General features: G+C 71.5%; 25 protein-coding genes and 1 pseudogene. 12 read left to right on the top strand and 14 right to left on the bottom strand.

Translation table 11 applies throughout. The features are described from left to right. Positions 1–20: 20 nt before the first annotated feature. Positions 21–116: pseudogene (locus AB0J72_RS18255) on the bottom strand (DNA-binding response regulator); the annotation flags it as partial. On the opposite strand from AB0J72_RS18255, the gene AB0J72_RS18250 reads away from it, so the two are divergent. Next, positions 100–552, top strand: a complete 453-nt coding sequence (locus AB0J72_RS18250; protein WP_363400096.1) for a hypothetical protein — start codon at positions 100–102, stop codon at positions 550–552. The pseudogene AB0J72_RS18255 and the gene AB0J72_RS18250 sit on opposite strands and share 17 nt — an antisense overlap. Here AB0J72_RS18250 and AB0J72_RS18245 read toward each other — a convergent pair. Then, positions 483–929, bottom strand: coding sequence for a GNAT family N-acetyltransferase (locus tag AB0J72_RS18245; RefSeq protein WP_363400094.1), 447 nt, complete (start codon positions 927–929; stop codon positions 483–485). The genes AB0J72_RS18250 and AB0J72_RS18245 overlap by 70 nt on opposite strands. 186 nt (positions 930–1,115) lie before the next feature. Here AB0J72_RS18245 and AB0J72_RS18240 point away from each other — a divergent pair, with 186 nt between their 5' ends. From AB0J72_RS18240 to AB0J72_RS18225, 4 genes are all read left to right on the top strand, one after another. Next, entirely contained in the window at positions 1,116–1,559 is a 444-nt protein-coding gene (locus tag AB0J72_RS18240; protein ID WP_363400092.1) for a CBS domain-containing protein, read from the top strand. A 49-nt stretch (positions 1,560–1,608) separates the two neighbouring features. Further along, positions 1,609–5,325, top strand: coding sequence for an FHA domain-containing protein (locus AB0J72_RS18235; protein WP_363400090.1), 3,717 nt, complete (start codon positions 1,609–1,611; stop codon positions 5,323–5,325). A gap of 68 nt (positions 5,326–5,393) precedes the next feature. After that, complete coding sequence (locus AB0J72_RS18230) at positions 5,394–5,747, top strand: hypothetical protein (RefSeq protein WP_363400088.1); 354 nt, start codon at positions 5,394–5,396, stop codon at positions 5,745–5,747. A 205-nt stretch (positions 5,748–5,952) separates the two neighbouring features. Beyond that, positions 5,953–6,303: a hypothetical protein gene (locus AB0J72_RS18225; RefSeq protein ID WP_363400086.1), complete on the top strand. Its 351-nt coding sequence runs from the start codon at positions 5,953–5,955 to the stop codon at positions 6,301–6,303. Positions 6,304–6,619: 316 nt separating this feature from the next. On the opposite strand, the gene AB0J72_RS18220 is transcribed toward AB0J72_RS18225, so the two are convergent. From AB0J72_RS18220 to AB0J72_RS18210, 3 genes are all read right to left on the bottom strand, one after another. Then, positions 6,620–7,066 carry a DUF6082 family protein gene (locus AB0J72_RS18220; RefSeq protein ID WP_363400084.1) on the bottom strand — a complete coding sequence of 149 codons (447 nt, stop codon included), beginning with the start codon at positions 7,064–7,066 and terminating at the stop codon, positions 6,620–6,622. A gap of 223 nt (positions 7,067–7,289) precedes the next feature. Continuing rightward, positions 7,290–7,724, bottom strand: coding sequence for a YdeI/OmpD-associated family protein (locus AB0J72_RS18215; RefSeq protein WP_363400082.1), 435 nt, complete (start codon positions 7,722–7,724; stop codon positions 7,290–7,292). A 172-nt stretch (positions 7,725–7,896) separates the two neighbouring features. Further along, a complete protein-coding gene (locus AB0J72_RS18210; protein WP_363400080.1) occupies positions 7,897–8,331 on the bottom strand; it encodes a VOC family protein in 435 nt (144 codons plus the stop codon). Positions 8,332–8,424: 93 nt separating this feature from the next. Between AB0J72_RS18210 and AB0J72_RS18205 the strand changes: the two genes are divergently transcribed. Further along, on the top strand, positions 8,425–9,408 hold the full coding sequence (locus AB0J72_RS18205) for a LysR family transcriptional regulator (protein WP_363400078.1): 984 nt from the start codon (positions 8,425–8,427) through the stop codon (positions 9,406–9,408). Next, entirely contained in the window at positions 9,384–9,653 is a 270-nt protein-coding gene (locus AB0J72_RS18200; protein WP_363400076.1) for a transposase, read from the top strand. Before AB0J72_RS18205 ends, AB0J72_RS18200 begins: the two co-directional genes overlap by 25 nt. A gap of 86 nt (positions 9,654–9,739) precedes the next feature. Here AB0J72_RS18200 and AB0J72_RS18195 read toward each other — a convergent pair whose 3' ends face one another. The 4 genes from AB0J72_RS18195 to AB0J72_RS18180 all read right to left on the bottom strand — a co-directional run bounded on the left by AB0J72_RS18195 (position 9,740) and on the right by AB0J72_RS18180 (position 17,948). Continuing rightward, complete coding sequence (locus AB0J72_RS18195; RefSeq protein WP_363400074.1) at positions 9,740–10,306, bottom strand: HEAT repeat domain-containing protein; 567 nt, start codon at positions 10,304–10,306, stop codon at positions 9,740–9,742. Positions 10,307–10,419: 113 nt separating this feature from the next. Continuing rightward, positions 10,420–15,780, bottom strand: coding sequence for an AAA family ATPase (locus AB0J72_RS18190; RefSeq protein WP_363400072.1), 5,361 nt, complete (start codon positions 15,778–15,780; stop codon positions 10,420–10,422). 245 nt (positions 15,781–16,025) lie between these two features. Then, positions 16,026–17,537, bottom strand: a complete 1,512-nt coding sequence (locus AB0J72_RS18185) for a hypothetical protein (protein WP_363400070.1) — start codon at positions 17,535–17,537, stop codon at positions 16,026–16,028. 6 nt (positions 17,538–17,543) lie between these two features. Next, on the bottom strand, positions 17,544–17,948 hold the full coding sequence (locus tag AB0J72_RS18180; protein WP_363400068.1) for a helix-turn-helix domain-containing protein: 405 nt from the start codon (positions 17,946–17,948) through the stop codon (positions 17,544–17,546). A 74-nt stretch (positions 17,949–18,022) separates the two neighbouring features. Between AB0J72_RS18180 and AB0J72_RS18175 the strand changes: the two genes are divergently transcribed. After that, positions 18,023–18,175, top strand: a complete 153-nt coding sequence (locus AB0J72_RS18175; RefSeq protein WP_363400066.1) for a hypothetical protein — start codon at positions 18,023–18,025, stop codon at positions 18,173–18,175. 108 nt (positions 18,176–18,283) lie between these two features. On the opposite strand, the gene AB0J72_RS18170 is transcribed toward AB0J72_RS18175, so the two are convergent. Next, positions 18,284–19,540: an MFS transporter gene (locus AB0J72_RS18170; RefSeq protein ID WP_363400064.1), complete on the bottom strand. Its 1,257-nt coding sequence runs from the start codon at positions 19,538–19,540 to the stop codon at positions 18,284–18,286. A 359-nt stretch (positions 19,541–19,899) separates the two neighbouring features. Between AB0J72_RS18170 and AB0J72_RS18165 the strand changes: the two genes are divergently transcribed. The 3 genes from AB0J72_RS18165 (at position 19,900) to AB0J72_RS18155 (ending at position 21,876) form a co-directional block, all read left to right on the top strand. Next, positions 19,900–20,169 carry a hypothetical protein gene (locus tag AB0J72_RS18165; RefSeq protein ID WP_363400062.1) on the top strand — a complete coding sequence of 90 codons (270 nt, stop codon included), beginning with the start codon at positions 19,900–19,902 and terminating at the stop codon, positions 20,167–20,169. A 10-nt stretch (positions 20,170–20,179) separates the two neighbouring features. Further along, the gene (locus AB0J72_RS18160; RefSeq protein WP_363400060.1) at positions 20,180–20,977 is read left to right on the top strand and encodes an alpha/beta hydrolase; all 798 of its coding nucleotides are present in this window, start codon (positions 20,180–20,182) and stop codon (positions 20,975–20,977) included. Positions 20,978–21,087: 110 nt separating this feature from the next. Then, entirely contained in the window at positions 21,088–21,876 is a 789-nt protein-coding gene (locus AB0J72_RS18155; protein ID WP_363400058.1) for an oxidoreductase, read from the top strand. An 11-nt stretch (positions 21,877–21,887) separates the two neighbouring features. Here AB0J72_RS18155 and AB0J72_RS18150 read toward each other — a convergent pair whose 3' ends face one another. Both AB0J72_RS18150 and AB0J72_RS18145 read right to left on the bottom strand, forming a co-directional pair. Next, a complete protein-coding gene (locus AB0J72_RS18150; protein ID WP_363400056.1) occupies positions 21,888–22,340 on the bottom strand; it encodes a tetratricopeptide repeat protein in 453 nt (150 codons plus the stop codon). 32 nt (positions 22,341–22,372) lie between these two features. After that, positions 22,373–23,878 carry a cellulose binding domain-containing protein gene (locus tag AB0J72_RS18145; protein ID WP_363400054.1) on the bottom strand — a complete coding sequence of 502 codons (1,506 nt, stop codon included), beginning with the start codon at positions 23,876–23,878 and terminating at the stop codon, positions 22,373–22,375. 154 nt (positions 23,879–24,032) lie between these two features. Here AB0J72_RS18145 and AB0J72_RS18140 point away from each other — a divergent pair, with 154 nt between their 5' ends. Continuing rightward, positions 24,033–24,872 (top strand): immunity 49 family protein, encoded by an 840-nt coding sequence (locus AB0J72_RS18140; RefSeq protein WP_363400052.1) that lies wholly within the window; start codon positions 24,033–24,035, stop codon positions 24,870–24,872. A 44-nt stretch (positions 24,873–24,916) separates the two neighbouring features. Here the strand turns inward: AB0J72_RS18140 and AB0J72_RS18135 are convergent, their stop codons facing one another. Together AB0J72_RS18135 and AB0J72_RS18130 are read right to left on the bottom strand one after the other, a co-directional pair. Beyond that, positions 24,917–25,612 carry a hypothetical protein gene (locus AB0J72_RS18135; RefSeq protein ID WP_363400050.1) on the bottom strand — a complete coding sequence of 232 codons (696 nt, stop codon included), beginning with the start codon at positions 25,610–25,612 and terminating at the stop codon, positions 24,917–24,919. A gap of 110 nt (positions 25,613–25,722) precedes the next feature. After that, positions 25,723–26,580, bottom strand: an 858-nt coding sequence (locus AB0J72_RS18130; protein WP_363400048.1) for a cellulose binding domain-containing protein, incomplete at its 5' end; no start/stop codon positions are given.

Raw genomic sequence — 26,580 nt, 5'->3', positions numbered from 1 at the left:
TCTCGGCAGCTCATCAGTGTCGGGCCCGACCGTTTGAGCAGGAACCCGGACGCGCCGTGGCGCAGCGCGGCGTGCACGTACTCGTCGAGGTCGAACGTGGTGACCACGACGACCCGGCCCGCCGCCGTCGTGCTCCTGCTGCTCGTGCCCGACGGCCGTCTGCTGCTCGCGGCCGGGGAGCTGCTGATGCTGCGGCCGGACCGGATGGAGGCGGCCGCGGCCGCGCAGGCATGGTTCGCGGCGGGAGGCGTGCTGTGGGCGGCGGCGGCCCGTCGTCCCCGGTCGCCCGCGGTACCGACGTGGGGGCGGCCGGTGACGTTGCTCGCCGCGGCGCTTCCGCTCGTGTACGCCGTGCCGCGGGCGGTGTGGGCGGCCGGCAACCTCGTCTGGCTGCCGTGGGGCGTGACGCTGGGGCTGGCCATGTGGGCGTACCGCCGCCGTACCGCCGAACGCGGGAACGCCGACCGGTTCGCCGGCTCGGGTCAGGGCAGGTTCCGGCGCAGGATGAAGTTGAGCCCGAAGTCCGTGTCGGTGGAGCGGACGTCGACGTAGCCGAGCCGGCGGTAGAAGTCGTGTGCGGTGATGCTCGCGCCGGTCTCCATGTGGTCGTAGCCGTCGGCCACGGCCAGCGCCTCGATGTGGCGCATGAGTTGCCGTCCGATGCCGCGACCGGCGACGCTCGGGTGCACGAACATGGTGTAGACCTTGTTGCCGTCGCGGGAGACCGTCCCGACGATCCCGTCCGCCTCAGCGACGTACACCTCCCGCTGCGTGGCGAGCTCCCTGACGCGGTGCTCGGTGAAGTGCCCGCACATCCGCTCGATGATCTCGATCGGGTAGTCGCGACTGTTGACCTCGCGGAGGCAGCGCTCGATGATCGCCGCTACAGCGGGCGCATCGACGTCCTGGAGCCGCCTGATCGTCGCCATCGATCCATCATGCCTCCTCGCCGGCCCGCCCCGCGGAAGACCGCCGTCGCCGCGCGGCTGACGAGTGCGCCACCACGTCACTCAACCCGCCTCAGCGGCCGGCATTGAGAGCCGTTCGTCCAATCATGGGAGGACGGGGAGCGGGGCTACATTCACTGGCAGGAGACAGATCACGCGGGAGGCGGCGTGCTGGTCAGCGACGTGATGTCAGCGTTTCCGGCGTACATCCGGCTCGGGGCCACCATCCGGCGGGCGGCGGAGCTGGTCAGCGTGTCGGAGGTCGGCCAGCTCATGGTGCTCGACCACGACGGCCGGTTCGTCGGTTCGGTCGGCGAGGACGAGCTCGTCCGCGCGATGCTGCCGAGCTTCGACGAGGTCGCCGGGGGAGGGGGCAGCCTCGACGACGCGTTCCGGCTGTTCCTGGAGAAGGGGCGGGCGCTGGCCGAGCGGATCGTCGACCCCCTCGTCGCGCGCGATATCGCCACCGTACGGCCTGGCGACGAGCTGGCCCGGGCGGCCGTGGTCATGGTCGACCGCGGGATCCGGCGCCTGCCCGTCGTCGACGGCGGGAAGCTCGTCGGCACGCTGTCGCGGGCCGACCTCTGCCGAGCGGTGATCTACCATTCCTGACGTCCGGCTGGTCCTCGTCGACCGGCACACCGGGGAACGCACCGAACGGGTGTGCGCGCTGCCGGCCACGCTCGGCCGCGACGGCAAGGTGGCCTCGGTGGTCCTCGACGACCGGGACGTGTCGCGGCGCCACGCCAGGCTGGAGGCGGCCGGCGACACGCTGCAGGTGACCGACCTGGGCAGCACCAACGGGACGTTCGCCGGTGAGGAGCGGGTGACCCGCCGGGCGTTGGCCGCCGGTGAGGTGCTGCGCATCGGGCGGTACCAGATCCACTGGCTCTTCATCGATCCTGAGGCGACGGCGTTCATCGACCCGGGGGAGCGGACCTCGCTCCGGCTGGTCGGCCCGCCCACGATCCCCGCCAGGGCGGTCGTCGACAACGCCGAGGCGCACAACCGGCGGGTGGGGCACGAGCTGGACGGGTTCCTGTCCCTCGCGCACGGTTTCCTGCCGGTCGAGCCGCCGCTCACCGCGTTCCCCGAGTCGCACCGGGCCTGGGACGACATGACGGGCCGGCTGCCGGAGCTGTTCCGCCGGCTGGCGCTGCGCCGGGCGTTCGACGCGCTGCCGGTGCTCGACGCGCGGCCCGAGGCGCTGCCGGACCGGTACCTGCTGCGCGCCTCGACCCTGCTCGGGGTGTTCGCGCACGCCTACCAGTACATGGCGGTCGACCCGCCCAAGGCGCTGCCGGAGTCGTTGCTGCGGCCGTGGACGACGGTGTCGCGGCGGCTGGGCAAGGCGATGCCGGCCGTGTCGTACATCGACCTCTTCTTCTACAACTGGAGGCTGAAGGACCCGTCTGGCCCGCGGGCCCTGGACAACCTCGACCTGCTCGTCCCGACCTGGGACAACGCCGCCGAGCGGGTCTTCTACCTGGTCACCACCGAGTTCGCGATGGGGCTGACCCCGGTGCTGGCGGCGATGCTCGACGCGCAGGAGGCCGTGGCCGCCGACGACCCAGCCCGGCTGGAGCGCGCGCTGCTGGGCATGCTCGGCGGGTTGCGCCACGTCACCGAGGCCGTCTATCCGCAGATCGACCCGAACCCGCGCGGCCGGCACCCGCTCGACCAGGTGCTGTGGGCCAAGACGGTCGGCACCGCGGGCGTGCCGATCTTCGACGGCGCCCCGAGCCCCAGCGGCACCGCGCAGCCGCACTTCCACGCCATCGACGCGTTCCTGGAGCGGCGCGCCTACGGCTCGCTGGTCGGCCAGCAGAGCACCTACCTGGCCGGGTTCTTCCCGCGGCACTGGCGCGAGCTGGTGGCGGCGCTGCGCGAGGTGTCCGTGCGGCAGTACGTCGAGCAGACCCGCAACCAGGCGCTGCGCGGCGTCTACAACGCGGTCCTCGACGCGTACGCCGGCGACCGGGGCTGGATGGGGCTGCACCGCATCAAGGCCTACGGCTTCCTCGAGGTGGCGTTCAAGGTCGGCCGTCAGGTCACGACCGGCGCCCGGTTCACGGGCCTGTTCAAGGACCGCACCTGGGACCGGGTCGACGCCGAGCTGGCCGTGGTCCGCGACGAGCGGCGCCCGCCGGTCGGGCCGCCGGTGGTGTTCGGCACCGCCCGCCGCGGCCGGGTCGTCACCGCCGAGCACGGCGCGTGGACCTGCTACCTGGAGCTCGACGTGACCGGCCAGGGCGTGCAGCACCAGCCCGGCGACCGGGTCGGCATCCTCGCCGAGCACGACGATGACCTCGTCACCCGCACGGTCGCCGCGCTGCAGGCCGGCGGCGACGAGCTGGTCCGGCTGACCCCGGCCTGGCAGGCGGCGGTGGCCGCCCGGGCCGGCTACGACGGCGACGTCGACGTGCTGCCGCTGCGCACCCTGCTGCGCTTCGCCCAGCTGCGCCCGATCGGCCGGGGCGTGGCCAAGCGGCTCGCCCGGCTGAGCGCCGTCGGCTCCTGGGGGCGGGTCGTGGACGCCCGCATGGAGGACCAGTGGGAGCTCTGGGACGTGCTCAACCTGCTGCACGCCGGCGGCTGGGACGTCACCCGGCTCTGGAAGGCGGACCCGGGCGAGCCCGACGCGTTCTGCGCGGTGATCCCGCCCGAGCCGTTGCGGCTGTACTCCATCGCCTCTGCTCCGCCGCCCGTCGGCCCCGTCACCGCGCTGCACCTGGTCGTCGGCGGGCTGGAGTACGCGTCGGCCCGCACCCCGTGGTCGTACCCGCGGAACCGGCGCGGCGCCGCCTCCCACTTCCTGCGCCGGGCGAGCGTGGAAGGCCGGGCGAAGGTGTCGCTGCGCATCGTGCCCACGCCCCGGTTCCGGCTGCCGGCCGACCCGGCGCGGCCGGTGCTCATGTTCGCGGCCGGCTCGGGCATCGCCCCGTTCCTCGCGTTCGTCGCCGCCCGCACCGGCGCCGCGGCCGACCGGCTCTACTGGGGCCTGCGGACCCCTTCGGAGTTCGTCGAGCACGACGGGCTCGACGCGGCGGCCGCGGCCGACCGGCTGCGGCTGCACGTCGCGTTCTCCCGCGCCGACGCCGCCGTCACCTTCGACGGACGGCGCCACGTCGCCGGAGCCGGTGAGCGGCACCGGGTCGACGACGCCGTGCGAGCCGACGCCGAGGCACTCCAGGAGCTGCTGCGCCCGGCGGACGAGGGCGGCGGCGGAGCGCACGTCTACATCTGCGGCAGCGCGGACTTCGCGGCCGCCGTCGTGCGGGCGCTGATCGGCATCATGCCCGGCGACGGGCGGGAGTTCCTGCGCCGCCTCGTCGCCGAGGGCCGGCTCGGCGAGGACGTCTTCACCACGTACCTCGGCCACGCCCAGCAGGGCCCCCGCTTCGACGTGTCGGACCTCGCCCGGCGCAACACCCCGGAGGCCGGCTACTGGATGGCGATCGGCGGCGCCGTGTTCGACGTCGGCGAGTTCCTGCACCTGCACGTCGGCGGACCGCACATCATCCGCAACCACGCCGGCCTCGACGCCACCGCCGCCTACCGCAAGGTGCTGCACCACACCCACGCCGAGATCGACGCGCAGCTCGCGATGTACCACATCGGCCACCTGCGCCGGCTGCGCTTCGGCTCCCGCTGGGGCGTCGTGCTGACCGAGGATGGGCTGCGCTCGCTGCCCCTGGAGGAGCTCTTCCGGTCCTGGGTGCGCCTCGTGTACCTCGTCGTCGGCATGGAGAACGCCCTCAGCGCCGACTACGGCTTCGCCACCGCCACCGCAACGGCCGGCGAGGACCCGGCCGAGCTGACCCCGTTCAAGGCCCAGTACGTGCTGGAGGCGCATCGGCGGTTCCTCGTCAGCTACCTCGACGGGCTGCTCCAGGAGGACCTGCGGACCCTGTGGCAGCAGACGGCCGGCTTCTGCGACCCGGCCCAGGACGTCCGCGCGTACGACGCCGCCCTGGCCGCCCTGTCCGGCACCACCCACGCCGGGCTGGTCCGTCACAGCGGCCCCACGGTACGCGAGCTGCTGCTGACCGGCGAGGACCACCGGCGGGTCACGGCCCTGTGCCACACCTACGCCCACGCCGACGTCCAACTGCTGCGCGACGTGAAGACCGCCCTGCTCACCGGCGTACGGGCCTTCGAGACACACGAGGCCGACGTCGTCGAGCACGCCGCCGCCGACCTGCTACAGGCCGCCCGCGCGCCGCTGGACGTGATCGCGGCCTACTACCGGCGCCTGTCCGGCCAGACCCGCGGCCACGGCATCACCGCCGCACCGTCCGAGGAGACGATCCCACCCGACCGCGGCCTACCCGGCCACGGCGGCCCCCCACTCACCCCCGCCCCGAAAGCCCTGTGACCACAGGACGCCGACCGCTTCGCTCGTTGGCTTGAGCATTATCGTGAAACCGGCGAGGAGGGACACCGGTGAGGGCGAGCGGGGCACAAGCGGCGGCGTTCTTCCGCGAGGTCGCTCGGCATCGGACGGTCTGGTGGGTCCGGGACGACCAGGGGAGCCCCGCGCCGCTGTTGTCCACGGGTGAGCGGGCGTTCCCATACTGGTCGTCGGAGTTCCGTCCGGTGTCGATGGCACTGGAGACCTGGCGGACCAGAGAGCTGCCAGACCTCGCGAAGGACAACTTCCGGATCGGCATCAACTGGAGCGGCCCGCGCCTGACGGGATGGGACTTCACGCCCGACGAGGTGGTCAGCCGGCTCGCACACGCGCTCGGTGAGCCGCCGTTCGACTCGCCCAGCGGCGACAAGGGCAGCTCGGGATAGGCGACGGATCCCCGGATGCCGAAGACACGAACGTTCAGGCTCCCGGCACTGCCGCTCGCCCCGTGCTGCTCGCAAGGTTGGCATCGGCTTGCTGATGCCCCGGTGCCGGCGGCAGACCTAGGCCCCGTGACTAAGGCGTTCTGGCGCAGTCCGCGCAAGGCCATGGATCGCGGCATGAGCGGATGCGGCCGATCCTGTCTGAGGCATGATCCGTCATGTGCGTGAACTGATGGACCTGACCGGCCGGTGGTGGGACTGGCGGGTGGACCTTTGGGATTCCTCGACGTTGCGGCTCGTCGCGGACAATGACCTGACCTACCACCACAGTGTCGAGGTCTCGTTCATCGATGTCGCATGGGCCGCCACCGCCGACACGTTCCACCACCCGACTTTCCGGCCGGCGACACCCGCCGAGCACGAGTTCGCTCAACAGGTCATCAACGAGGCCGGACACGAGCTTTACGCCTGGGACGCAGAGACATCCGCCGGGACCGTACCGATGATGATCGTCGCCCAGTCCGTTCGCATCGTTGAAGGCCTCGTCCGTCACGTTTGAGCGCGACAGTACCGCCCGCCTTGCGGCAATGAGCGCGCACGTGATCAAGGCGTGCCACGTGCCCTCGGTGGCAGATGCGGAAACCGGATCAGGCGCGCTCCACGAATTCTTGAGAATGTCTCGGCACGCGGCGTCAACAGCGATCGATGCGGCGCCGCCCGGGCGGATCGCTGGCGCACACGGCGGCGAGGGCTAACCGTGCGCCACGCCGAGGGCGGCCGTCGCTGACAGCCGCATGAGCGGATACGTGATCAAGCACGACCCGCAGCACAAGCGCACACCGAACAGTGTGCTGTGCCGCCGCATCACGTGCCATTCATCCAGGCGGCGGCATGAGCCGTGAACGCTCGGCCTCTTCTGTAAGCAAAACGCGAAATCGGCTAGCCTTGTTGGTACTTTGCCGGGACGGCTCCGCCTCCTGGGCGCGCCGCCAGTGCTCTAGATAGGTGCTGTCGCCGAAGATTTTCCGCGCGTTTGCCCTAACGCTCGCATCATCGAATTCGCCCACGTGGTAACCGAGCTCGACATACTTCAACCACATCTGCATAAACATCCGACGCCGGAGCACGTCGGAGTTCCCATCGGTGAGGTGGCTTGGGTAGACATCTGGATCGGCGAGCACGATGCGTTCGAGCTCGAACTGCATCGACCTTACAGATTGTAGCCGCATGATCCTGAGCTGCCGCGCTTGCAGAAATAGCGAGATGACCACCCCAAGCAGGGCAAGGGACGCGATAAGTGCCGATAAACCCTCGACCGTCATAGTCCCAGTCTCTCAAGCCGTGTCACGCCGATCTCTATCGCATTGATCAAGGGAGACCCGTCCACCTGGGCCTGGAAGTCGCGCACATGTGAGCCCCGTTCTCGGTTCTGTCCCATGAAGAGTGATCCATGATGATCGTTGGGCCGCGAAGCGGGACCGCGCGCTCAGTCCTCGAGCAGGTCTCGCAACGCCGCCTCGGACGGAAGCGGCGACATGTGGGTCGTCAGTCCCGCAGCGTTGTGATGGCCTTCTCGATCCGCCGTGTGCGCGTTTCGGGCTTCTTCGCGCTCTCGATAGCGCGCACGTGCTCGCGCTTGTGGCTGTAAGCGAGACGGTCGTAGGCGGCCCGGGCAACCGGGTCGGCATCCAGGGCACCGGCGAAGTCCGGGGGCTCGATCACGACACGGGGCTCGGTATCAAGTTCTACCTCGACCGTGACCTCGTCGCCGGTCACGACACCGGCGGCTTGCCGATTGGCGTTGCTCAGGCCGAGCAGGTGCCGGCCGCGCATGATAGCGACTCTGCTCTTCCATGAATGTCCGTTGATCGTGATCGTCACCGGCGGCCGTCCGCCTGCGCCGAGCGCCTCCACGATCTCTTGCGGAATTTCCAGCCCTCTCATGGGCTCCGGAGGCTCGACGCGGGCTTTAAATTCCATGATGTACTCCCTCCACCTTGCTAACTCTGGGGTTCCTGGCCTCGCCGGGGTGGCGAGGCCAGGAACTGTGCGTGGGGGCCCGTGGGTCCGTAGGCGAAGGTGTGACATTCTCCTCGTAGCCGTGTATCCGGCAATGGCCCCTTACACACACGCAAGCGGCTTACCCCGGCGGCTACTCCGCGTAGGGCTGGTCCGTTGCCTGGGCGCTGTAGCCCAGACTCCAGATGTAGCCGTCCGGGTCCGCAAAGGAGCCGCCGTACCCACCCCACTGCAGGGCGGCGGCGGGCTTGAGGATTGTCGCGCCGGCCTTCTCGGCCTCCGCGATGATCTCGTCCACTCGCGCCTCACTACGCACGACGTAGGTGAGGACCAGTCCGCTGAAGCCGCTGCCTGCCGGGCTCGTGCCCGCCAAGTCAGCCAGGCCTTCGCGGCCGTAGAAGCCGACAAGAGAGCCTCCGTCCGATTCGAAGAACACGGAGACTCCGTAGTCGTCCTTGATCTTCCAGCCGAGCCCCTCTGTGTAGAACTGCTTCGACCTGCCCAGGTCTTGGACGCCCAGGAGGATCGAGCTGACATGCGCTTTCATGCTTTGGGTTTCAAGATTCACAGTTGCCAAGCCTGGTGTGAACCCCAGCAGGCGGCAACGCCGATCTCGGCAAGGTACGTTAACCCGAAGCTAAACATCGACAAGGTGGCGGCTATGGAACTGCGCGACATCGAGATCTTCCTGACGCTGGCCGAGGAACTGCATTTCGGGCGCACCGCCCAACGGCTGCGGGTAACCCCGGCCAGGGTCAGCCAGGCGATCAAGAAGCAGGAACGCCGCGTCGGCGCGCCGCTGTTCGACCGCTCACCGCACCACGTGGCGCTGACCCCGATCGGCCAGCAACTCCATGCCGACCTGCAAACCGCGTACCAGCTCATCCGCAACGGCATCGACACCGCAGCCGCGACCGCGCGCGGCCCGGCCGGCACCCTCTCGCTGGGCACGTTCGTAAATCACCGTGAGAAGATCGCGCCGGTCATCGACACGTTCCGGCAGCGGCATCCACAGTGTGAGCTGCGCATCCGGGAGATCACCTTCAACGATCCGTTCGGACCGCTGCGCACCGGCCACGTCGACATCGCGCTGCTCTGGCTCCCGGTGCGCGAGCCCGACCTCACCGTCGGGCCGGTGGTCTACACGGAGCCGCTCGTGCTCGCCGTGGCCTCCACGCACCCACTGGCCGCCCGGGACACGGCCGAGATCGAAGATCTCGCCGACCTCACCGTCCCGGTGACAGAGAACCCGGTCCCGGACTACTGGACGGACGCGCACACACCCCGCACCACACCGGCCGGCCGGCCGATCCACCGCGGGCAGGTCGTCGCCTCCCTCGAAGAAGCGCTCACAGCGATCGCCGGCGGCGAGATCGTTGCACTCGTCGGACAACACGCGGTCACGTCACACCCTCGGCCTGGCATCACCTACGTGCCCATCTCGGACACGCACACCCTCCAATATGCGCCGATCTGGCGGACAGCCACCGAATCGCCCCTGATCCGCGCCTTCGAACAGACCGCCCAGGACGCCACCAACCCGCGAGCGAAAAGCACTGTTTCAACCGCCTGGCCGTCATCCTCAGCAACTGCCCCGAACTACGGGCCGCCTGCGAGCTGGTGCGATCGTTCGCCGCGATCATGACCCAGCGGCACGGCCACCGCCTCGGTGAATGGCTCACCCGCGCCGAAGAGGCCGACCTCCCCGGAATCAACCGTTTCGTCAACGGAGTGACCTGCGACCTCGAGGCGGTGGCCGCCGGACTGAGCCTGCCCTTCAACTCCGGGCCGGTCGAAGGCAACGTCAATCGGATCAAGATGCTCAAGCGACAGATGTATGGCCGGGCCGGCTTCGACCTGCTCCGCAAGCGAGTCCTGCTGAACCACTGAAACGAAGATCAATCACTCTTCACGGGACAGAACCCCGTTCTCACGGACGGAGCCACCGGCGCCCCGGCCGGGGCGCCCGTCCGTCGTCAGATGTCGGCGCCGAGCTCCTCGACCAGACCGTAGCGGGCATACCCGCGCACGTCCTCGTCGGCGTCCTCGGCGAGCACCCGCAGCGCCGCGAGTGCCGCCTCCTCCGGCGCCGTCGGATCCACGAGGCTCGGAATGCTCGCCGCCACTCGGAACCGGACCTCCGCGTCGGGGTGGCCGGCCAGCCGCAGCACCGCCGGCAACGCGCCCGGCACCTCGTTGTAGCCGGTCGCCGACACGACCCACGGCAGCACGTCCGGATGCGTCTCGCGGTCGAGGAGGTCGAGCAGCACCGGCCAGTTCCCGCGGCGCAGATCAGCGGCGGCCGGGTCGTCACGGCCGGCCTCCCGCATGACGCGCACACCCAGCTCCCGACGGCGTGGGTTCGCGTCGCCCGCGAGCGTCCAGGCGGTCCGGAACACCTCGGGCGTGGCGCGTTCGTGCAGCGCCACCAGGTGCTTCCAGTGCCACTCCGGATCGTCGTCGCGGACCTCGGCCTCCGCCGCGGCGAACAGCTCCGCCGTCGACAGGTGCAGCGGCGAATCAGGTGCCTGAGACTCGGTCACGACATCACCGCCCCATCGTTGGAAACCCTTGCCATGTGGATGGTACGAACTCTTGAGGAGGTTGGTGGAGACCCACTTGCGAAACTTGACAGTCCCCTCACCGGCGAAGCCAATCATCCAGGTCGGCTGCACGCGGATCGGCGGCCGACGTCCCATCCGGCAGGGGCGAGCGGGAGCTCCGCGCGCAGGGTGGTCCCGGCCCCGCGTGGGCTGTGGAGCACGATCCGGCCGCCGAGCGCTTCGGCGCGGTCGTTGAGGCCGACCAGGCCGGTGCCGCGGGTGAAGTCGGCGCCGCCGACGCCGTCGTCGCGGACCACGATGCGCAGGACGCGGTCGGTGGTGTCGGTTTCGACGGTGACGGTGACGGCTGAGGCGCTCGCGTGTTTGGCCGTGTTGGTGACTGCCTCGGCGATGATGTAGTACGCGCTGACCTCGATGTGCTCGGGCAGCCGTCCCTCCATGCGGATGTCGAGGTCGACGGGGATCGGTGCGTGGCGGGCGAGCGTGCGCAGCGCCGGGCCGAGGCCGGATTCGGTCAGGATGGCCGGGTGGATGCCGCGGGAGATCTTGCGGAGCTCGTCCACGGCGCTCGTCGCCCCGGCGACGGCGCGGTCGAGTTGTTCGGCGAGCGTGTCGAGCTCGGGTGGCAGCGCCGCCTGCGCGGTGCGGAGCTGCAGGGCCAGGGAGATCAGCCGCTGCTGGGCTCCGTCGTGCAGGTCGCGCTCGATGCGCCGGCGGGTCTGGTCGGCGGCGGCGACGATCCGCGCGCGTGACGCGGTGAGCTCGGTCCGGCTCTCGGCGTTGGCGACGGCGGTCGCGATGAGCCCGGTGAAGTCGGCCAGCCGCTGCTCGGTGTCGTGGGGCAGCCGTTGGCGGCGCGACCCGACGCGCATGACGCCCCAGAGCCGCCCCTCGACCTCGATCGGACTGGCGACCATGGAGCAGATGTCGGGCTCGATCCCGGGCAGCGCCGCCGGCGTCGGTGTGTCCACGTCGCGGCGGGCGGAGTGGCCGGTGGCCTGTACCGTCGCCATGGCGGTGCGGGGGTCGGGCTTGCCGCGCCAACCCGGTTCGGTCTGCTTGAGTCCGTAGCCTCCCAGCACCGTCGCCTCCCCGTCCGGCTCGAATCGGAGGATCGACGTGCCGTCGGCGTGGAAGAGCGCGCCGACCTCGTCGGCCACCGCGGCGAACACGCGGTCGGGCGCCGCCCCGCGGGCGACCAGCGTCGCCACCCGCCGCAACGCCGCCTGCTCGTCGGCGATCCGGCGGAAGGCCGTGTACAGGTGGGCGTTGTCGAGTGACACGGCGAGCTGACCGGCGATGAGTCTGACGCAGTCGAGCCGTTCGGCGGTGAACGCGCCGTGGATGAGGCGGTTCTCGAGCAGCAGCACCGCCCGCAGCATGCCGCGGTTGAGGATGGGCACGGCCAGCAGGGAGCAGGAGCCGAGGTCGGTGAAGTACGGGTCCCGGGCGAAGCGGTCGTCGCGGGTGGCATCGCCCACGACCAGCAGCTCGCGCATCCGCTCGGTGTATCGCAGCACGGACATCGGCACCGTGTGCTCATAGCCGGCGCCGCTGACCGGGATGATGCTGCAGACATCCCCGGGTGCGGGCAGGATCCATTCGTCCCGGTCGTCGCTCCACAGCAGCAGGTGCACCGCGGTGGCGCCGGTCATCGCGGAGAGCACCTGGACCAGGCGGGAGTACAGGCCTTCGGTGCTGGTCTCGGAGCTCAGCGCCTGCGACGCGGACAGGATGCCGAGCAGGTCGACGGTGCCGGTCGTCATGGTGGGGCGACGCTGGAGGAGGTCGCCGGGGTGGCGGGTGTTGTGCTTGTCGATCGGCTCGTCGTGTGGTCGCAGCGCCGGGTAGGCCCAGTCCAGTTGGTCGACCTTCGCGGTCGCGCCCCAGGCGAGGTACTCCTGACGGGCCGCGGCGAGCAGTTCGAAGCCGGCCTGTTCGACGCCGTGAGCGAGGTAGAAGCGGGCCGCGTGTTCGGTGATCAGGGCCTGATGCCACGGTCGCACGTGGCGGGCGACCTCGTGCCGGGCGGCGTCGAAGCCGTGGACGGCGGCACCGAAGTCGCCGACGGCCCAGGCCCGCTCGGCCTCGAGCAACCGCAGCCAGTGCAGGAAGTTGGCCGGCGCGTCTGCGGCGCGTGCTGCCAGCCAGTGCGTCACCTCGTCCAGTTCGGACAGTAGACCGTCGCGCTCGCCGGTGTGGCCGGCTCGGGCCTGCCCGGCGAGGGCCAGTCCACGCAGCACGTGCGCCGCGGCGGTCGGGTAGAAGGTGGCCGCCGCCGACAGCAAGGGCATCGCCGCCGCGGTGCACCGGGTCAGGCCGACCAGGTCATCGAGGATGGCGGCGGCGATCGCGCGGGTGACCTGGAGGTGGAACAGCGCCCACGGGCTCTCGGCGTACCTGTCGGTGGGGGACGTCGCACCGGCGATGGTGGCGCTTTCGCCGCACAGCACACCGGCCAGCCGCCGGTAGCTGTCGTACGATTCGCCGATGTGCTCGTCGCCGGTCTGCCGCACGAAGGCAAGCCCTGCCTCCACCTCGGCGACGTAGACGTCCAGCGACGGCACGCAGTCCAGCAGACCGACCATGTCCAGGTAGTAGGTGTATCCGGCGTTGGCCAGATCACCCCCCGCGATCAGGCCTTCACGGGCCCGCCGGCTCGCGCGGACACCGTTCTCGATCGGCTCGAACCAGCAGCTCAGCAGCGTGGTCAGGAAGCGCACCTGCGAGGTGTCGGGCTCGTAGCCGCGGGCCTCGCCCAGTGCCAGGATTCGATGCATCGCCCGGTATGCGGCGGCGTAGTCGCCGCGCACCGACACGGCGGCGAAGCCGACGTGGCTCGCCGGGCCGAGGAGGGGGCCGGCGGGGCCGTGCTCGATCCAGATCCGCAGCGCTTCCAGGCTCAGCCAGGCGAGCCTGGCGTGGTCGGCGGCGAAGTAGACCGCCGGCAGGATCGCGTTGATCAGACGGGCCACCGCGAGCAGCACCGGCTCGGTGACCTCCGGCCGGTCCAGCTCGTCCACGGCGTCCTCGTGCTCCAGCCACCGGTACATGAGGTCGAACTGGCGGTCGAGTTCGGCCGGGAGCCGGTCCGGAGCCGGCACGGCGCTGTCCAGCTCACGCAGTGACTCCAGGCCGAGCCCGATCGCCTCGACGTAGCGGTTGCGGTGGGTCAGGCCGCGCACCTGCACCGCCATGGCGGGCGCGCATTCCAAGGCGGTGGGGCACAGCCCTTCGATCGTGCGGAACTCCTCGTCCGCCTCGTCCAGGAGCCCCAGGCCGTACAGGGCGGCGTGCCGGCCGGTGTGCACCTCGACGAGCGTGGCGGTCTCGTCCGGGCCGATCAGCCGCAGCGCGGCCGTCAGCAGCGCGTTCACCAGCGAGTATTCCCCGATCATCGTCGACTGTTCGGCGGCCCGCCGGAACAGCTCCACCGCTCGGCGCCGTTCCGCGGGGTCGTCGACCGCGTCGACCACCGGCAGGTACTGTTCCGCCGCGACCGCGAACAACTCCGCCTCCGCCGCCAGCCGCCGCGCCATCGCCAACTGCAGGCCGCGCCGCCGGCGCGGTTCCACCCCGCGGAGGACCGCCTCACGGATCCGGTCGTGGTGAAACAGCACCGCCTCCCGCACCCCGGGCTCCAGCACCAGCACCCCCTCGTCGAGGGCGGGCGCGAGTCGCTGTTCCACCACCTCCGCCGGCTCGCCGACGGCGGTCTGCAGCACGCCCAGCTCGGCTCGCCCACCGAGGCACGCCATCGCCTCCACCATCAGCCGCGTCTGCGCCGGCATGGCATCGACCCGCGCCGCCGGCAATCCCGCAGCGTCCGGCCGGCTCAGGTGAGCGCGCACATGCGCCACATCCCACCGCCACGTGGCCCCCGCCGCCAGCACACCGTCACGGCGCAGCGTGTTGAGCACCTCGACCGTCTCGTACGGATTACCGGACGTGTGCGGACTGATCGCTTCGCCCAGGCTTGCCGCCGCGGCCCTGTCCACGTGGAGCATCTCCGCCACCATGGCGATCGTGCCGGCGACCGGCAGGTTGGCCAGCCGCAGGTCCCGCACCTCCGGCCGGTCACACCACCGGGTCCGCGCGGCCGCCAACGGATGCATCGCGTCCACGTCGCCTTCGCGGTAGGCGGCCACCAGCAGCAGGCCGTCGACCGGCTCCGCGCTCAGCACCAGGTCCACGAAGCCCAACGCCGTCCGCCCCGCCCACTGCAGGTCGTCGACGAACATCACCACGGGCCGTTTCCGTGAGGCGACCGCGCGCAACACGTCGAACGCCACCCGCTGTGCCCGCGCCTGCGCGGTCAGCGGATCCCCCGGATCGGGCGGCACCCGCAGCATTGCCGCGAACTCCGGCACCACCGCGGTCAGCAGGCCCGCGTTCGCGCCGGCCGCCGCCAGGATCCGCTCGCGGACCTCGGCCAGCTCGTCCTCCGACTCGGCCAGCAACAGCCGGCCCACCGCCCTCAACCCCTGGTACACGGCGTCGAATTCCAGGTCCCGCCGGTACTGGTCGAACTTGCCCGCCACGAACCAGCCGTCCCGGCCGGTCACCACCGGCCGCAGTTCGTCGACCAGCACCGTCTTTCCCACCCCTGGCGCCCCGCTGATCAGCACACCATGACACCGGCCCGACAGCGCCTCCTCGAACGCCGCCGTCAGCATCGCCACTTCCGCATCGCGCCACACCAGCCGTGACGGCGGCAACAGCCGCGGCGGAACGTCGCGCTCGCCGACCCGTATCGTCGCCGCGCGCGGGCCGGCGTCCCGTAGCCGCTCCAGGTCGTAGAGCACGCCCTCCGCGGTCTGGTACCGCTTGTCCGGCTCCTTCGCCAGCAGATGCATGATGATCTCGGACAGCGGCGCCGGGACGGTCCGGTTCACCTGTGCCGGCGGCACCGGCACCCGGGCCAGATGATCGTGGGTGAGCCGGAGCGGGTCGCCCCAGCCGAACGGCGGCGTGCCCGTCGCCAGTTCATACAGTGTCGCGCCCAATGCGTACAGATCGGCCCGCTGATCCACAGGGCGTCCGGTACGCCCGGTCTGCTCCGGCGCCAGATACGCCAACGTCCCCGCGATCTCGGTGTGGTGCGTGAACCCGGGGCGCAGCTGGGCGATCGACGTCGCCAGCGCGAAGTCCACCAGGCAGGGGGCGCCGTCGCCGGACACCACGATGTTCGCCGGCGTGATGTCGCGGTGCATCACGCCCCGGCGGTGCATCCCCGCCACCGTCCGGGCCAGCTTCACCGCGAGCCTGATCAGGCCATCCGCCGCCAGCGGCTTCGCCGACCCGGCCAGGCTGGTGCCGGCGACATCCTCCACCACGATCGACCCCGGGCACCGAGGTGCCTCCACCAACTGCGGGACACCCGCCACGCCGCGCAGCCGCCCCAGGATCGCCACCTCGTGCCGCACCCGCCGGTGCGCGTCCGGTCCCGACAATTCCTTACGGATGACCGTGCGCCCGGCGACGGACAGCCGAGTGACCCGCGTGTGCTCGCTTTCGTACAGTACTTCGATCTGACCGGGTGGATCGCGGCCACGCAGCATCCCGCCGTTCTGCATCTGACACCTCCGCGCACGATCCGATCCACCTAAAAGCGTACTTAGCTCCTGTTCACGGGCGAAGCTGACTATTCACGCGGACGCGATGGGCGAAACCGCCGGCCGCGGCCCGTGCGCTGACGTCAGCCGCCGTTGATGGTCCACTCGTACTCGGGCTCGGGCTCGGGCCGGGCCGCCGGGCCACGGCCGAACAGGACGAGGACGACGGTGCCTGCCACGGCGGCGCCGGTCACCGCGCCGGCGATGCCGGCCGCCGTGGAGTATGCGTCGGGGTGGCCCGCCGACCAGCCGTAGAACGTCGCGATGACGCCCGCGGTGGCGGCTGCCGCCAGCGCCGCCTGCGTGGGCCACAGCCACGGCCGCGGTCGTGGGTCGCCGACGACGGTGGAGATCCACCACACGAGGCCGGCGCCGCCGACGCCCATGCCGACGAGGGTGAACGCGATACCCAGGAACGAGTCCACCAGCTGGGCGAGCGCGACGACGATCGCGCCGAGGACGGTCGTGCCCGCCGCGAAGCCGGCCAGCACCCGCCGCCGGGACAGGGCCGGCAGCAGGCCCAGGACGTACAGCGCGGCCCCGATCGCCACGGCGAGAGCGTACTCGGCCCAGATGTGTTTGCCGGGAGCGGTGAGCGGCGCCGGCGGCCAGGTCTTGCCGGCGTACGACAGGCCGATGCGCTGCCATGCCCCGTCCGGCTGCCGGACCGCGACGCCGTCGCGCCGGTTGGCGACGAACACGCGGTAGCCGCCGGCGACGGGCAGGATCGCGACCTCCGCGGCGCTGAGGTGTTCGCGGGGTGAGCGCAGGTCGCTGTCGCTCCGGGCGAGGAACGTGCGCCGCCCCTCCGTCACCTGCCACGACATCCGCCAGGTCCGCCCGGCGTCGGTGCTCTCCTCGACGGCGAGCCGGCCGGGCACGACCCTGTAGCACACGTCCGGCCGGTCCGGCACGCACGCGTTCGTGGCGCGTGGCGGGAGGTCCGGCGTGATGGGCGCCTTGAGGGCGGTCCAGGTCGCGCCGTCGACGGTCGCCGCGGCGTCGTGGAGGTCACCGTCGCCGTCGGGAAGGCCGTGGAAGGCGTTGTACAGCATCGCCCGCACCTGCCCGTCGACGACCACGACCCGGTCCACCGCCGGGTAGTCCGGCGCGCTCGTCGCGGCGACACCCAGCACCGCGAACGGCAGCACCACGGCGGCACGGACACCGCGCGCGACCGGCGCGGACACCAACGGCGTCTGCGTCCGGCCCCGGACCCACCAGGCAATCCCGAGCGCGGGCAGCGCGAGCAGGTCGGTGGGGTCGGCGAGGATCGTCGACGGGCGGATCACGCTCCACGCCGCCGACGCGACATCGGCACCGCCGGGCACCGCCTTGACCACGGCGAAGGCCGCGCCCACCAGTACCGTCGAACCGGCCGCCGCCCATCGCGCCGGAAGGCGGGGGACCAGCAGGCAGCACAGAGCCGCGACCAGTGCCGGGGCGAAGACCAGACCGGCGACGTCGCTGAGCTTGCCGGTCACCACGCCCGGCGCGGCCGCCTTGAGGAGGTGGTCGTTCACCAGCAGCACGAGCACCGCGACGGCGGACACGGGATGTGTCAGCCACGCCAGCGTCACCGAAACGTTCCTCATGGGCGATCAGACGCGATCCGCGCGAGGGTCGTTCCCGTCGGGCGGAAGTTCCAGCAGGCGCGCCGCGCGTTCGGTTCGCCGGTACAGCACGTGCCGGCCGTCGCGGTGCCTGGTGACGAGCGCGGCGCGGTGCAGGGCCCGCAGGTGGTACGAGACCGTGCTGGCGGCCAGCGCGTGGCGGGTGGCGAGCTCGGCGGTGGAGCGGGCCACGTCCAGGTCGGTGAGCAGGACCGCGCGCAGCGCCACGTCGGGGTGCCCGAGCACATCGCGGGCGGCGGGGCCGGGCGCGCCGAACGCCGGGTGCGACCGGCCCGTGGCCGCCAGCCGCAGCCACTGCATCGCCTCCATCGCCGGCGACACCGACAGCCGGGTCCGGCTCAACGTCTCGACGCCGAACGTCAGCCGGATCACGGCCTCAACCTACCTGGATTCAACCCGGTTCGAATCGTTCGGCACGCGTCCGCGCGTCCGGCAGGGTCGGCACGGTGACCCCGCAGCACGTCCGCGAGCGCCGGCGGACCTATCTGGCGCTCGGCTTCCTGCCGTTCATGCTCGCCCTGTACTGCTTCACGCCGCGCTACCGGCTGGGCCGGCCGAGGTCTCCCACCTGCCGTCACCGGAGCCGGACGCCGTCCTGAGCACCACGACTGACGCGCTGCTCGCCACCTTCGGCGACGACCACCTGCGCGGGCTGGAAGCCGCCGGCTCCACCATCACCGGCGATCCCGACGCCGTACGCAGCCTGCTCATGGCCGTCCATGTCCCGCCCCCGACGGACGCTCTGCGGATGTCGACGTGACCGGGCTGCCGGCCGACGTGTCCTTGTGGTCCGGCGCGGGGAGTCGAGGGCGGACGACGCGGGCGATCGCCGGTTGCGCCAGGGCGAGCGTCACGCACGCGGCCGTGATGCTCAGCCAGGTGGTCGTCATTCCCCAGTGCTGGAGCGCGAGGGTGCCGCCGAGTGGCGCGATCGTGGCGGCGGCGCCCCAGCTGAGTCCGTACACCGACATGTAGCGGCCGATCGCGCGCCGGGGTGCGATGCCGCCGACCAGCGCATAGGTCTGGCCGATCAGGACCAGGTTCGCGACGCCGATGACGGCCGCGGCGCCGAGGAACTGCCACAACGACCGGGACAGGCCGATGGCGAGGTAACCGGCGGCCAGGACGAGGTATCCGCGGGCGATCGCCCGGAAGGGGTCCGGTCGACCGCCCCGCCGGGCGAGGATCAGTTGACCGCCGGCGGTCACCATCGTCGACACCACCATCAGCAGCCCGACATCGCTCGGGTCCAGGCCGCGACCGGCGAGGGTCAGCGGCAGGGCGATGTTGACCTGGAAGAACAGGCACGCGAAGACGGTGCCGGCGGCGAGTAAGGCCAGCAGCGCCGGGTCTCGCCAGGGCGACCGCGCGGCCGAGGCCGGCTCGGGCGACGGGTCGTCGGCAGCGGCCCGCGGGACCGAGCGCAGCCCGATGCCGATGATGAGGGCCGCCAGCACGCAGGTCGTGGCGTCGATCAGGAACAGCCAGCGCAGCTCGATTCGGCCGACGGTGGCCGCCAGGACGCCGGCGACCGTCGCCGCCACGCCCATTACCACCGACTGCAGCCCGTATGCCCGGGCCCGCTGATCGTCTTCGGTCACCAGCGTGATCAGGGCCTGCGAGGGCGGCTCGTAGATTTCGAAGGACAACCCCAGCAGCAGCGCCGCCAGCACGGCGATCACCGGGGTACGGGCGAACGCGACGCCCACCTGTGCCACGGCCGTGCCGAGGAGCCCGCAGACGATGGTGGCCCGGTAGCCGATGGCGTCGGCCAGATAGCCGCCGAGGATCCGGGACGGGATCGTGGCGACGCCGAAGACGGCGACGATCGCACCGGCCGCCGACGGCGACACGTGCAGAGATCGCACCAGTATGACGGTGAGGAACGGCAGGGTGAACGCACCCAGTTCGTTCACCCCGCGAGCGACCAGCAGCGACCAGAGGGCGGTCGGATGACTCGTCAAGCTGGCGACACTGCGACGCGGCTTCAGCATCCCGGCACCGTGGCGACCGGCCGTCGTGGTGCGCTGGCCGCGAGGTTCCGCACGAACGGTGACCCTACTGGGGCGGGCGGACAATGTCCTGCCGAACCCGCCAGGCAGACCAGGCGGCCGGCGTCATCCGGCGGGTAGGGGCTCCTGGGCCGTGGTGTCTGCCTGGCGCGCGGCGGGCAGCCGGAAGTCGCGCAGCGGTTCATGGCGCAACGCGCCGGATCGCACATCGCCGAGACGGCCGGTTCGCACGCCGTGATGGTGTCCCAGCCGACCGCCGTCGCGGACGTGATCCTCACGGCCGCCCGCACGCTACGTTGAAAGGGAAGACCGTGAGCACCGCCCTGGCCGCCGCGGGTGTCGCCGGCGGCCGCGGCCCCCACGGCAACCGGCTGAGTCACGGAGTGCCCATCATGACCGAGCGGCGGTCCCGGACGGCGGTCGGGTACGCCCCGGCCGGCATCGACGAGTGGTTCCGCGCGGACGGCACGCCCGTCGCGCACGTGGACGACGCGTCGGCGTCGTTCGACCTCGGCGCGCTCATCGCGTCCGCCGAAGCGTTCAGCCCGCGGGCCGTCGGCCCGCCACCCCAGCAGATCTGAGGAGTCCAGCATGAGTACCCCGACACCAGTCATCTTCATCCACGGGCTGTGGCTGCACGCCGCCTCCTGGGCGCCGTGGATCGACCTGTTCCGCGGCGCGGGCTACGAGCCGAGCGCGCCGGGCTGGCCCGGCGACGCGGACACGGTCGAGGCGACCCGGGCCAACCCGGACGGCGTCGCTGACCACGGCATCGACGACGTCGTCGAGCACTACGCGAAGATCATCGACGGGCTCGACACCAGGCCGATCCTGATCGGACACTCCTTCGGCGGCATGATCGCCCAGAAGCTGCTCGGCCGGGACCAGGCGGCCGCCGCGATCGCGATCGACGCGGCGCAGATCAAGGGCGTGCTGCCGGTGCCGCTGTCGGCGTTGCGCGCCACGTTGCCGGTGTTCAAGAACCCCGGCAACCGGCACCGGGCCGTCTCGCTGACCGCCGAGCAGTTCCGGTTCGCGTTCGGCAACGCCGTCCCCGAGGCCGAGTCCGACGAGCTGTACGAGCGGTGGACGATTCCGGCACCGGGCAAGCCGCTCTTCGAGGCGGCCGCGGCCAACTTCGACCCGCACTCACCGGCCAAGGTGAACACGGCCAACGAGTCCCGCGGCCCGCTGCTGCTGATCATGGGAGGGCGGGACCACACCGTGCCCGAAGCCGTCACCCGCGCCACCCTCAAGCAGTACCGGCACTCCAGCGCGGTGACCGACATCCTCGAGTTCCCGGACCGGGCGCACTCGCTGACGATCGACAGTGGCTGGCGCGACGTCGCCGACGCCAGCCTGGCCTGGCTCAAGGGCCAGTCGCTGTGAGCGCCCGCGGCGCCCGCTGACCTTCCTGGCCTGAACACCGGGCACCACCGGCCCGGGCACCGGCGCGAGGACACCGCGCCGGTGCCCGGCCGCCCACGAGAGGACTCGTCATGGACCTTCACCTCAACGGCAAGGCCGCGGTCGTCACCGGAGCCGGCAAGGGCATCGGGCTGGCCATCACGCAGGCCCTGGCCGGCGAGGGCGCCCGCGTAGCGGCGGGCGCCCGCCACATCACCGCCGAGTTGGCCGAGCTCGCCACGGGCGGCCTGGTGCATCCGGTGACGGTGGACCTGGCCACGCCGGACGGGCCGGCCGAGCTGATCCAGGCGGCGGCGTCCGCGTTCGGCGGCCTGGACATCCTGGTCAACAACGTCGGTGCGGTCCAGCCGCGCACCGGCGGGTTCCTGTCCGTCACCGACGACGACTGGACCTCGACCCTGACGATCAACTTCCTGGCCGCGGTCCGCACCACCCGCGCGGCCCTGCCGCTGCTGCTCGACCGGGGCACCGGCACCATCGTGACCGTCGCCTCGGTGAACTCGTGGCTGCCCGACCCGCTGGTCATCGACTACAGCGCAGCCAAGGCGGCGCTGCTGAGCTTCTCCAAGGCACTGTCGAAGGAGGTCGGCCCGCACGGCATCCGGGTGAACACCGTCAGCCCGGGCCCGGTCAGCACGCCGCTGTGGCTCGGGGACGGCGGCGTCGCGGCGACCGTGGCCCGCGCCACCGGCCTCGACCCGGACGCGGTGGCGCAACAGGCCGCCGGCGGCTCGGTGACCGGCCGGTTCACCCGGCCGGACGAGGTCGCCGACCTGGTCCTGCTGCTGGCCAGCGACCGGGCCGGCAACGTGACCGGCACCGACGTCGTCATCGACGGCGGCCTGATCACCAGCCTGTGATCACACCGCCGTCACGACGATGACCCGGCCGCGGCGAGCTTGGCCCGGAGGCCGTCCAGGTCGGGGTGGCCGAGGTCGACCAGGATCGCCTCGGCCGCCTTCCAGTGCTCGGTGGCGGCGGTACCGTCGGCGGCGGCCTGGCACGCGTCGCCGAGGTTGGTCAGCGTCTCGGCCTCGCCGTGCCGGTCACCGACCTCCCGGCACAGCTGCAACGCCCGGGTGAAGAAGCCGATGGCGGTGCCGTGATCGCCGATGCGGTGCTGGGTGTAGCCGATGGTGTGCAGCGTGGCCGCCTGACCGTGCCGGTCACCCAGCCGTTCGAAGAGGCCCAGCGCCGTCGTGCAGTTCGTCAACGCCTGGCCGTGGTCCCCGGCGCAGGCATAGCCGAGCCCGGCGGCCGGCCCCAGGTCGAGCTGCGGCGGCACGCGCTGCGGCTGGAGCAGGCGATCGCGCGCCCCGGACACGGTCCTTGCCACACGTCCCTATCAGTGGTCGGTCACCAGGCCAGGGGGAGGGTCGACAGGTGCTGGGACAGGGCGGTGGCGAGGACCTGGTGGTCGTGCCGGGACGGGTGCCAGTCGCAGCCCAGCAGGTCCAGGCCCAGGGCGGTGTTGTCGTAGTACAGCGCTGAGACCCGGGCGTCGCCGGCGCTGTTGCGGGCCTGCACGATCTGCTGGATCGAGTCGGCGAAGGCCGTCGTCATGTACGTCAGGTCCGGGTACGTGAGCACGATGTGGGTGCTCGTGCCGTACCGGGTGCGCAGCCTGTCGATGAACGTCTGGTACGCCGCGCGGTAGTCGGCGGCGAGCGCACCGGTCGTCGACCACTTCTCGCCGGAGGTCAGTGCCGTGGAGAAGTCGTTGATGCCCAGGCCGACCACCACGACCTGCGGCCGCCACGTGCTCGGCACCGGCCACACGCCGCTGTTGTACAGCGCCTGCAGGTCCTTGTCGTAGTAGCTCGCCGGGAAGTTGTACGCGGTGTTCTGGCCGCCGTAGTTGCGGACCATGCCCATACCGGACCAGGCGATGATCTGGTAGTCGGCGTTGAGACCCTTCGCGGTCAGCGCGCCGAACGACGTGTCGGCGTTGGAGTTGCGGGTCACGCCGCCGTTGCCGGCGCAGTCGCGGGTCGTCGACATGTTGCCGTAGCCGGCGGTCCACGAGTCGCCGATGAACTCGATCTGCCGGCTGCGCTTGCCGGCCTTCGCCAGGATCGCGCCGCCGGTGTCGGCGACCAGGCCACCGAACTCGCCCGCGGCCCACGGGCTCTCGGTCCGCTTCGCCAGCCGCACGGTGTGCTCGCCGCCCGGCAGGCCGCGCACCCAGTACGTGGTCCGGCCCGGCGTCACCAGGTTCGCCACGGTGGTGCCGTCGACCTGCACGACGTAGTCGTTGTCGGCGTCGTTGAGCGCCAGGCCGACGCCGGTGCCGCGGAACCGGCCCTCGAAGTATGTGCCGGGCCAGGTGAACTGCGCGGCGGTCCCGGCCGCTCGGACCCGGCCCACGGTGCTGACCTGGTCCAGTACGGTTCCCGACGGGGCACTGCCGGAGGCGGTCGGTGATGCCGTCTGTGACGTGCTTCCGGTACAGGCGACACCGTTGAGCGCGAAGGTCCCCGGCACCGGGTTGGACGCGTTGTTCCAGGTGCCGCCGAAGCCGAAGTTCGTGGTGGCGCCGGTGCCGAGGGCGGCGTTCCACGCGGCGTTGGTGACCGTCACCGTGGACCCCGACTGGCTCACGGTGCCGTTCCACAGCTGCGTGACGGTCTGCCCGGCGGTGAACGACCAGGTCAGCCGCCAGCTGGTGACGGGATCACCGAGGTTGGTGACGTCCACGCTCGCGCCGAAGCCGCCCTGCCATTGACTCGTCACCGTGTATTTGACCCGGCATCCGGCGGCGGCGTGCGCGGCCAGCGCCGTCGCGAGCACCCCGGTCGACCCGACGATGACCGTGGCGGCCGTGACGATCGTCGTACGGGACCACATCCGCGCTGATCGCATGGGCGCTCCTCCTCGATGGTTGTCGATGCGCTTCGAATGCTGCCCCGATGCCGCCGCCCGCGCACGCCGCCGGGACCGGATCGTGCATCCGGACGGCGTTCAGCAGCGGCGACGCGGTCCGCCACCGGGAAACGTTCACGGCCATACTGTTGCGATGGCGATGCGGATCGACCGGCACACGGTCGTCGATGAGCGGATCGTCGCGGCGACCGACGACTTCCCGCGGCGGGTGGCGGCGCTGGTCGACGCCGAGCAGGAGGGCGGGCCCAGCGGCATCGGCTGGTCGATCATCACCGGCGTGCTGCTCGACTACGTCGGCGCCCGCAGCGTGGACGACCCCGACCTGTCCGACCTCGACGTCCGGCTGGCGTTGCGGTCCGCGGGTGAGACGGCGACCGGTGCCGTCATGGTGGCGGCCCGCCCGTCCGGTGAACGGCTGGCGGTGACGGTTCCGTACACCGGCACCGGCGTCAGTTACGGCCCGGATCAGGAGCCGGTCCCGCCGCCGGCGCTGATGGACTGGCTGACCGCGTGGAAGCTGGCATGGATCTGCCGGCCGTCCACGTTCGTGCCGCTGACCGAGGCGCGCCGGGTGCTGCCGGACGCAGGCAGCGGCGACCCGCCGAACCGGCGGCTGCACCTGGCGCAGGCCGAGGCGATGTTTCACGACCAGTTCATGCGCCCGGCGGAAGGCGCCGCAGTCCTCGACCGTGCGTTGCACGGCGCACCGGACGCCGACGCGGTGCTCGTCGCCGAGCTGACCGCGCTGCGGTCCCTGCTCGCCCGCGACCGGGACGGGTTCCACCGCGACCTGGCCGAGCTGCTGCACCGCCACCGGGCCGCCGCGCAGGCAGCCGACCCCGGTCCGGCGAGCCTGGTGCCGGTCGGCCCGCTGTCGCTGGCCTGCCTGGCCGCCGACGACACCGGCTGGGACATCGACATCGAGTCCGGCTACCTGCCCCGGTCGGTGCTGACCCGAGACTGGACCAGATAGACCTGCACGCGGACGCGGCCTACGCTGCCGGTGCTTGGAGCTTGCTAAACCTCGCGGTCGTGGCGGTAGGCGGAACCCGCAGGGGTGAAGGTGAACGTGTCTGCGAAGGCGCCGGTGCCATACCGGGCCGCCACGAGGACGGGCTGCGCCTCGGGCTGCGGCTGAGGCGCGTTCCAGTCGTAGGTGCTTGCGAAGTGCAGGCAGACCAAGCCTCCGGCGCCGGACGCGGCGGCGTAGGCGAGGGTCTTGGCGTAACGCGGGTTGCTGCCGCCGAACAGGACGGACGGTGGCCCGAGTTCGGCGACGATCTCATCGAGTCGCCGGTCCCGGCCACTCCATCGATCAGTCTCAGCGCTCAGCTGCTGGTGTTCGTCGTCGGGCAGGGTTCGATCCACGGTCAGCCAGCCGAGTCGCCACGCTATGTCGGCGTAGACCGAGGCCACCGCCGCACCGTCGTCCCGGTAGCTGGGCAGGATCGCCGTGAACGCCCCGTGCACACCAAGGGCGTTGAACGCACCCCGGACCCGAAGGTCATCCTGTTCCTGCTTCCACAGCTCGCCTGTACCGTCGACAAAGGCGACGTCGTCCATGAGCAAGCCGATGGACAGCTCCCGACCCCACATGCTCGGCCGGCGCAACGCTTGGTTGAGGCGGTCCAGGTGGTAGCGCCGAACCTCGTCCAGACTGGGCGCACGGCGGATGTCAGGGGCCACGCGAAGATCGTTCCAGATCCCCAGCACCTCATCGCCGTCGGACTGCCCACATCGTCAAGGTGAACTGGACCGACCTGAGACCCGGCCCACTGCCGAGGCGGGCGCCTCGAGGTGCGGCGCCCGCCCGGTAGTCGCGTCTATACGGTGCAGGTCAGCGTGGGTACGGCGTTCGCGCCGTTCCAGGTGCCGGTGAAGCCGAACGAGGTCGTGCCGTTGGCCGGGACGGTGCCGTTGTACGACACGTTCGTCACGGTGATCGCCGAGCCGGACGTGCTCAGCGTGCCGTTCCACAGCTGTGTGATCGTCTGGCCGTTGGCGAACGTCCACTTGACCGTCCACCGTGAGATGGCGGCATTCCCGGCGCGCACCGTGACCGAGGCCTGGAACCCGCCCTGCCACGAGCTGGTGACCGCGTAGGTCGCGGAGCAGGCGCCGCCCGCCGGCGGGGGAGAGCTCGGCGGCTGCGAGGTGCCGCCGCCCGGGGTGGTCGGCGGCGGGGTGGTCGGGTTGGTCCCGCCGTCCGGGGCGACCGCCCGGCCGGTCTGCGGGGAGATCATGCCCGCGCACAGGTTGCGCGACGCCAGGCCCTGCGCGATGCGCGGAATGGCGGCGACCGTGTTGGCCGGCCAGTCGTGCATGAGGATGATCTGGCCGTTGGTGAGCCGCCCGGCGGCCTGCACGATCGCGTCGACGCTGGCGTTGTTCCAGTCCTGCGAGTCGACGTCCCAGATGATCTGGGTCAGGCCGTAGCGCGACAGGACCGACTGCACGGTGGCGTTGGTCTCGCCGTACGGCGGCCGGAAGAGCTTCGGGGTGCCGCCGCCGGCGTTGGCGATGGCCTGCTGGGTGCGGGACACCTCCGAGTCGATCTGGGCCTGGCTCTGCTGGGTCAGGTGCGGGTGGGTGTAGCTGTGGTTGCCGACCCACATGCCGGCGTCGACCTGCGCCCGGACCTGGGCCGGGTACTGGGCGGCGAACTGGCCCTCGTTGAACAT

Origin of the sequence: Dactylosporangium sp. NPDC049742, from assembly GCF_040674675.1 — a bacterium.
Classification (GTDB): domain Bacteria; phylum Actinomycetota; class Actinomycetes; order Mycobacteriales; family Micromonosporaceae; genus Dactylosporangium; species Dactylosporangium maewongense.
This window is presented reverse-complemented; position numbering and strand designations above follow the sequence as displayed.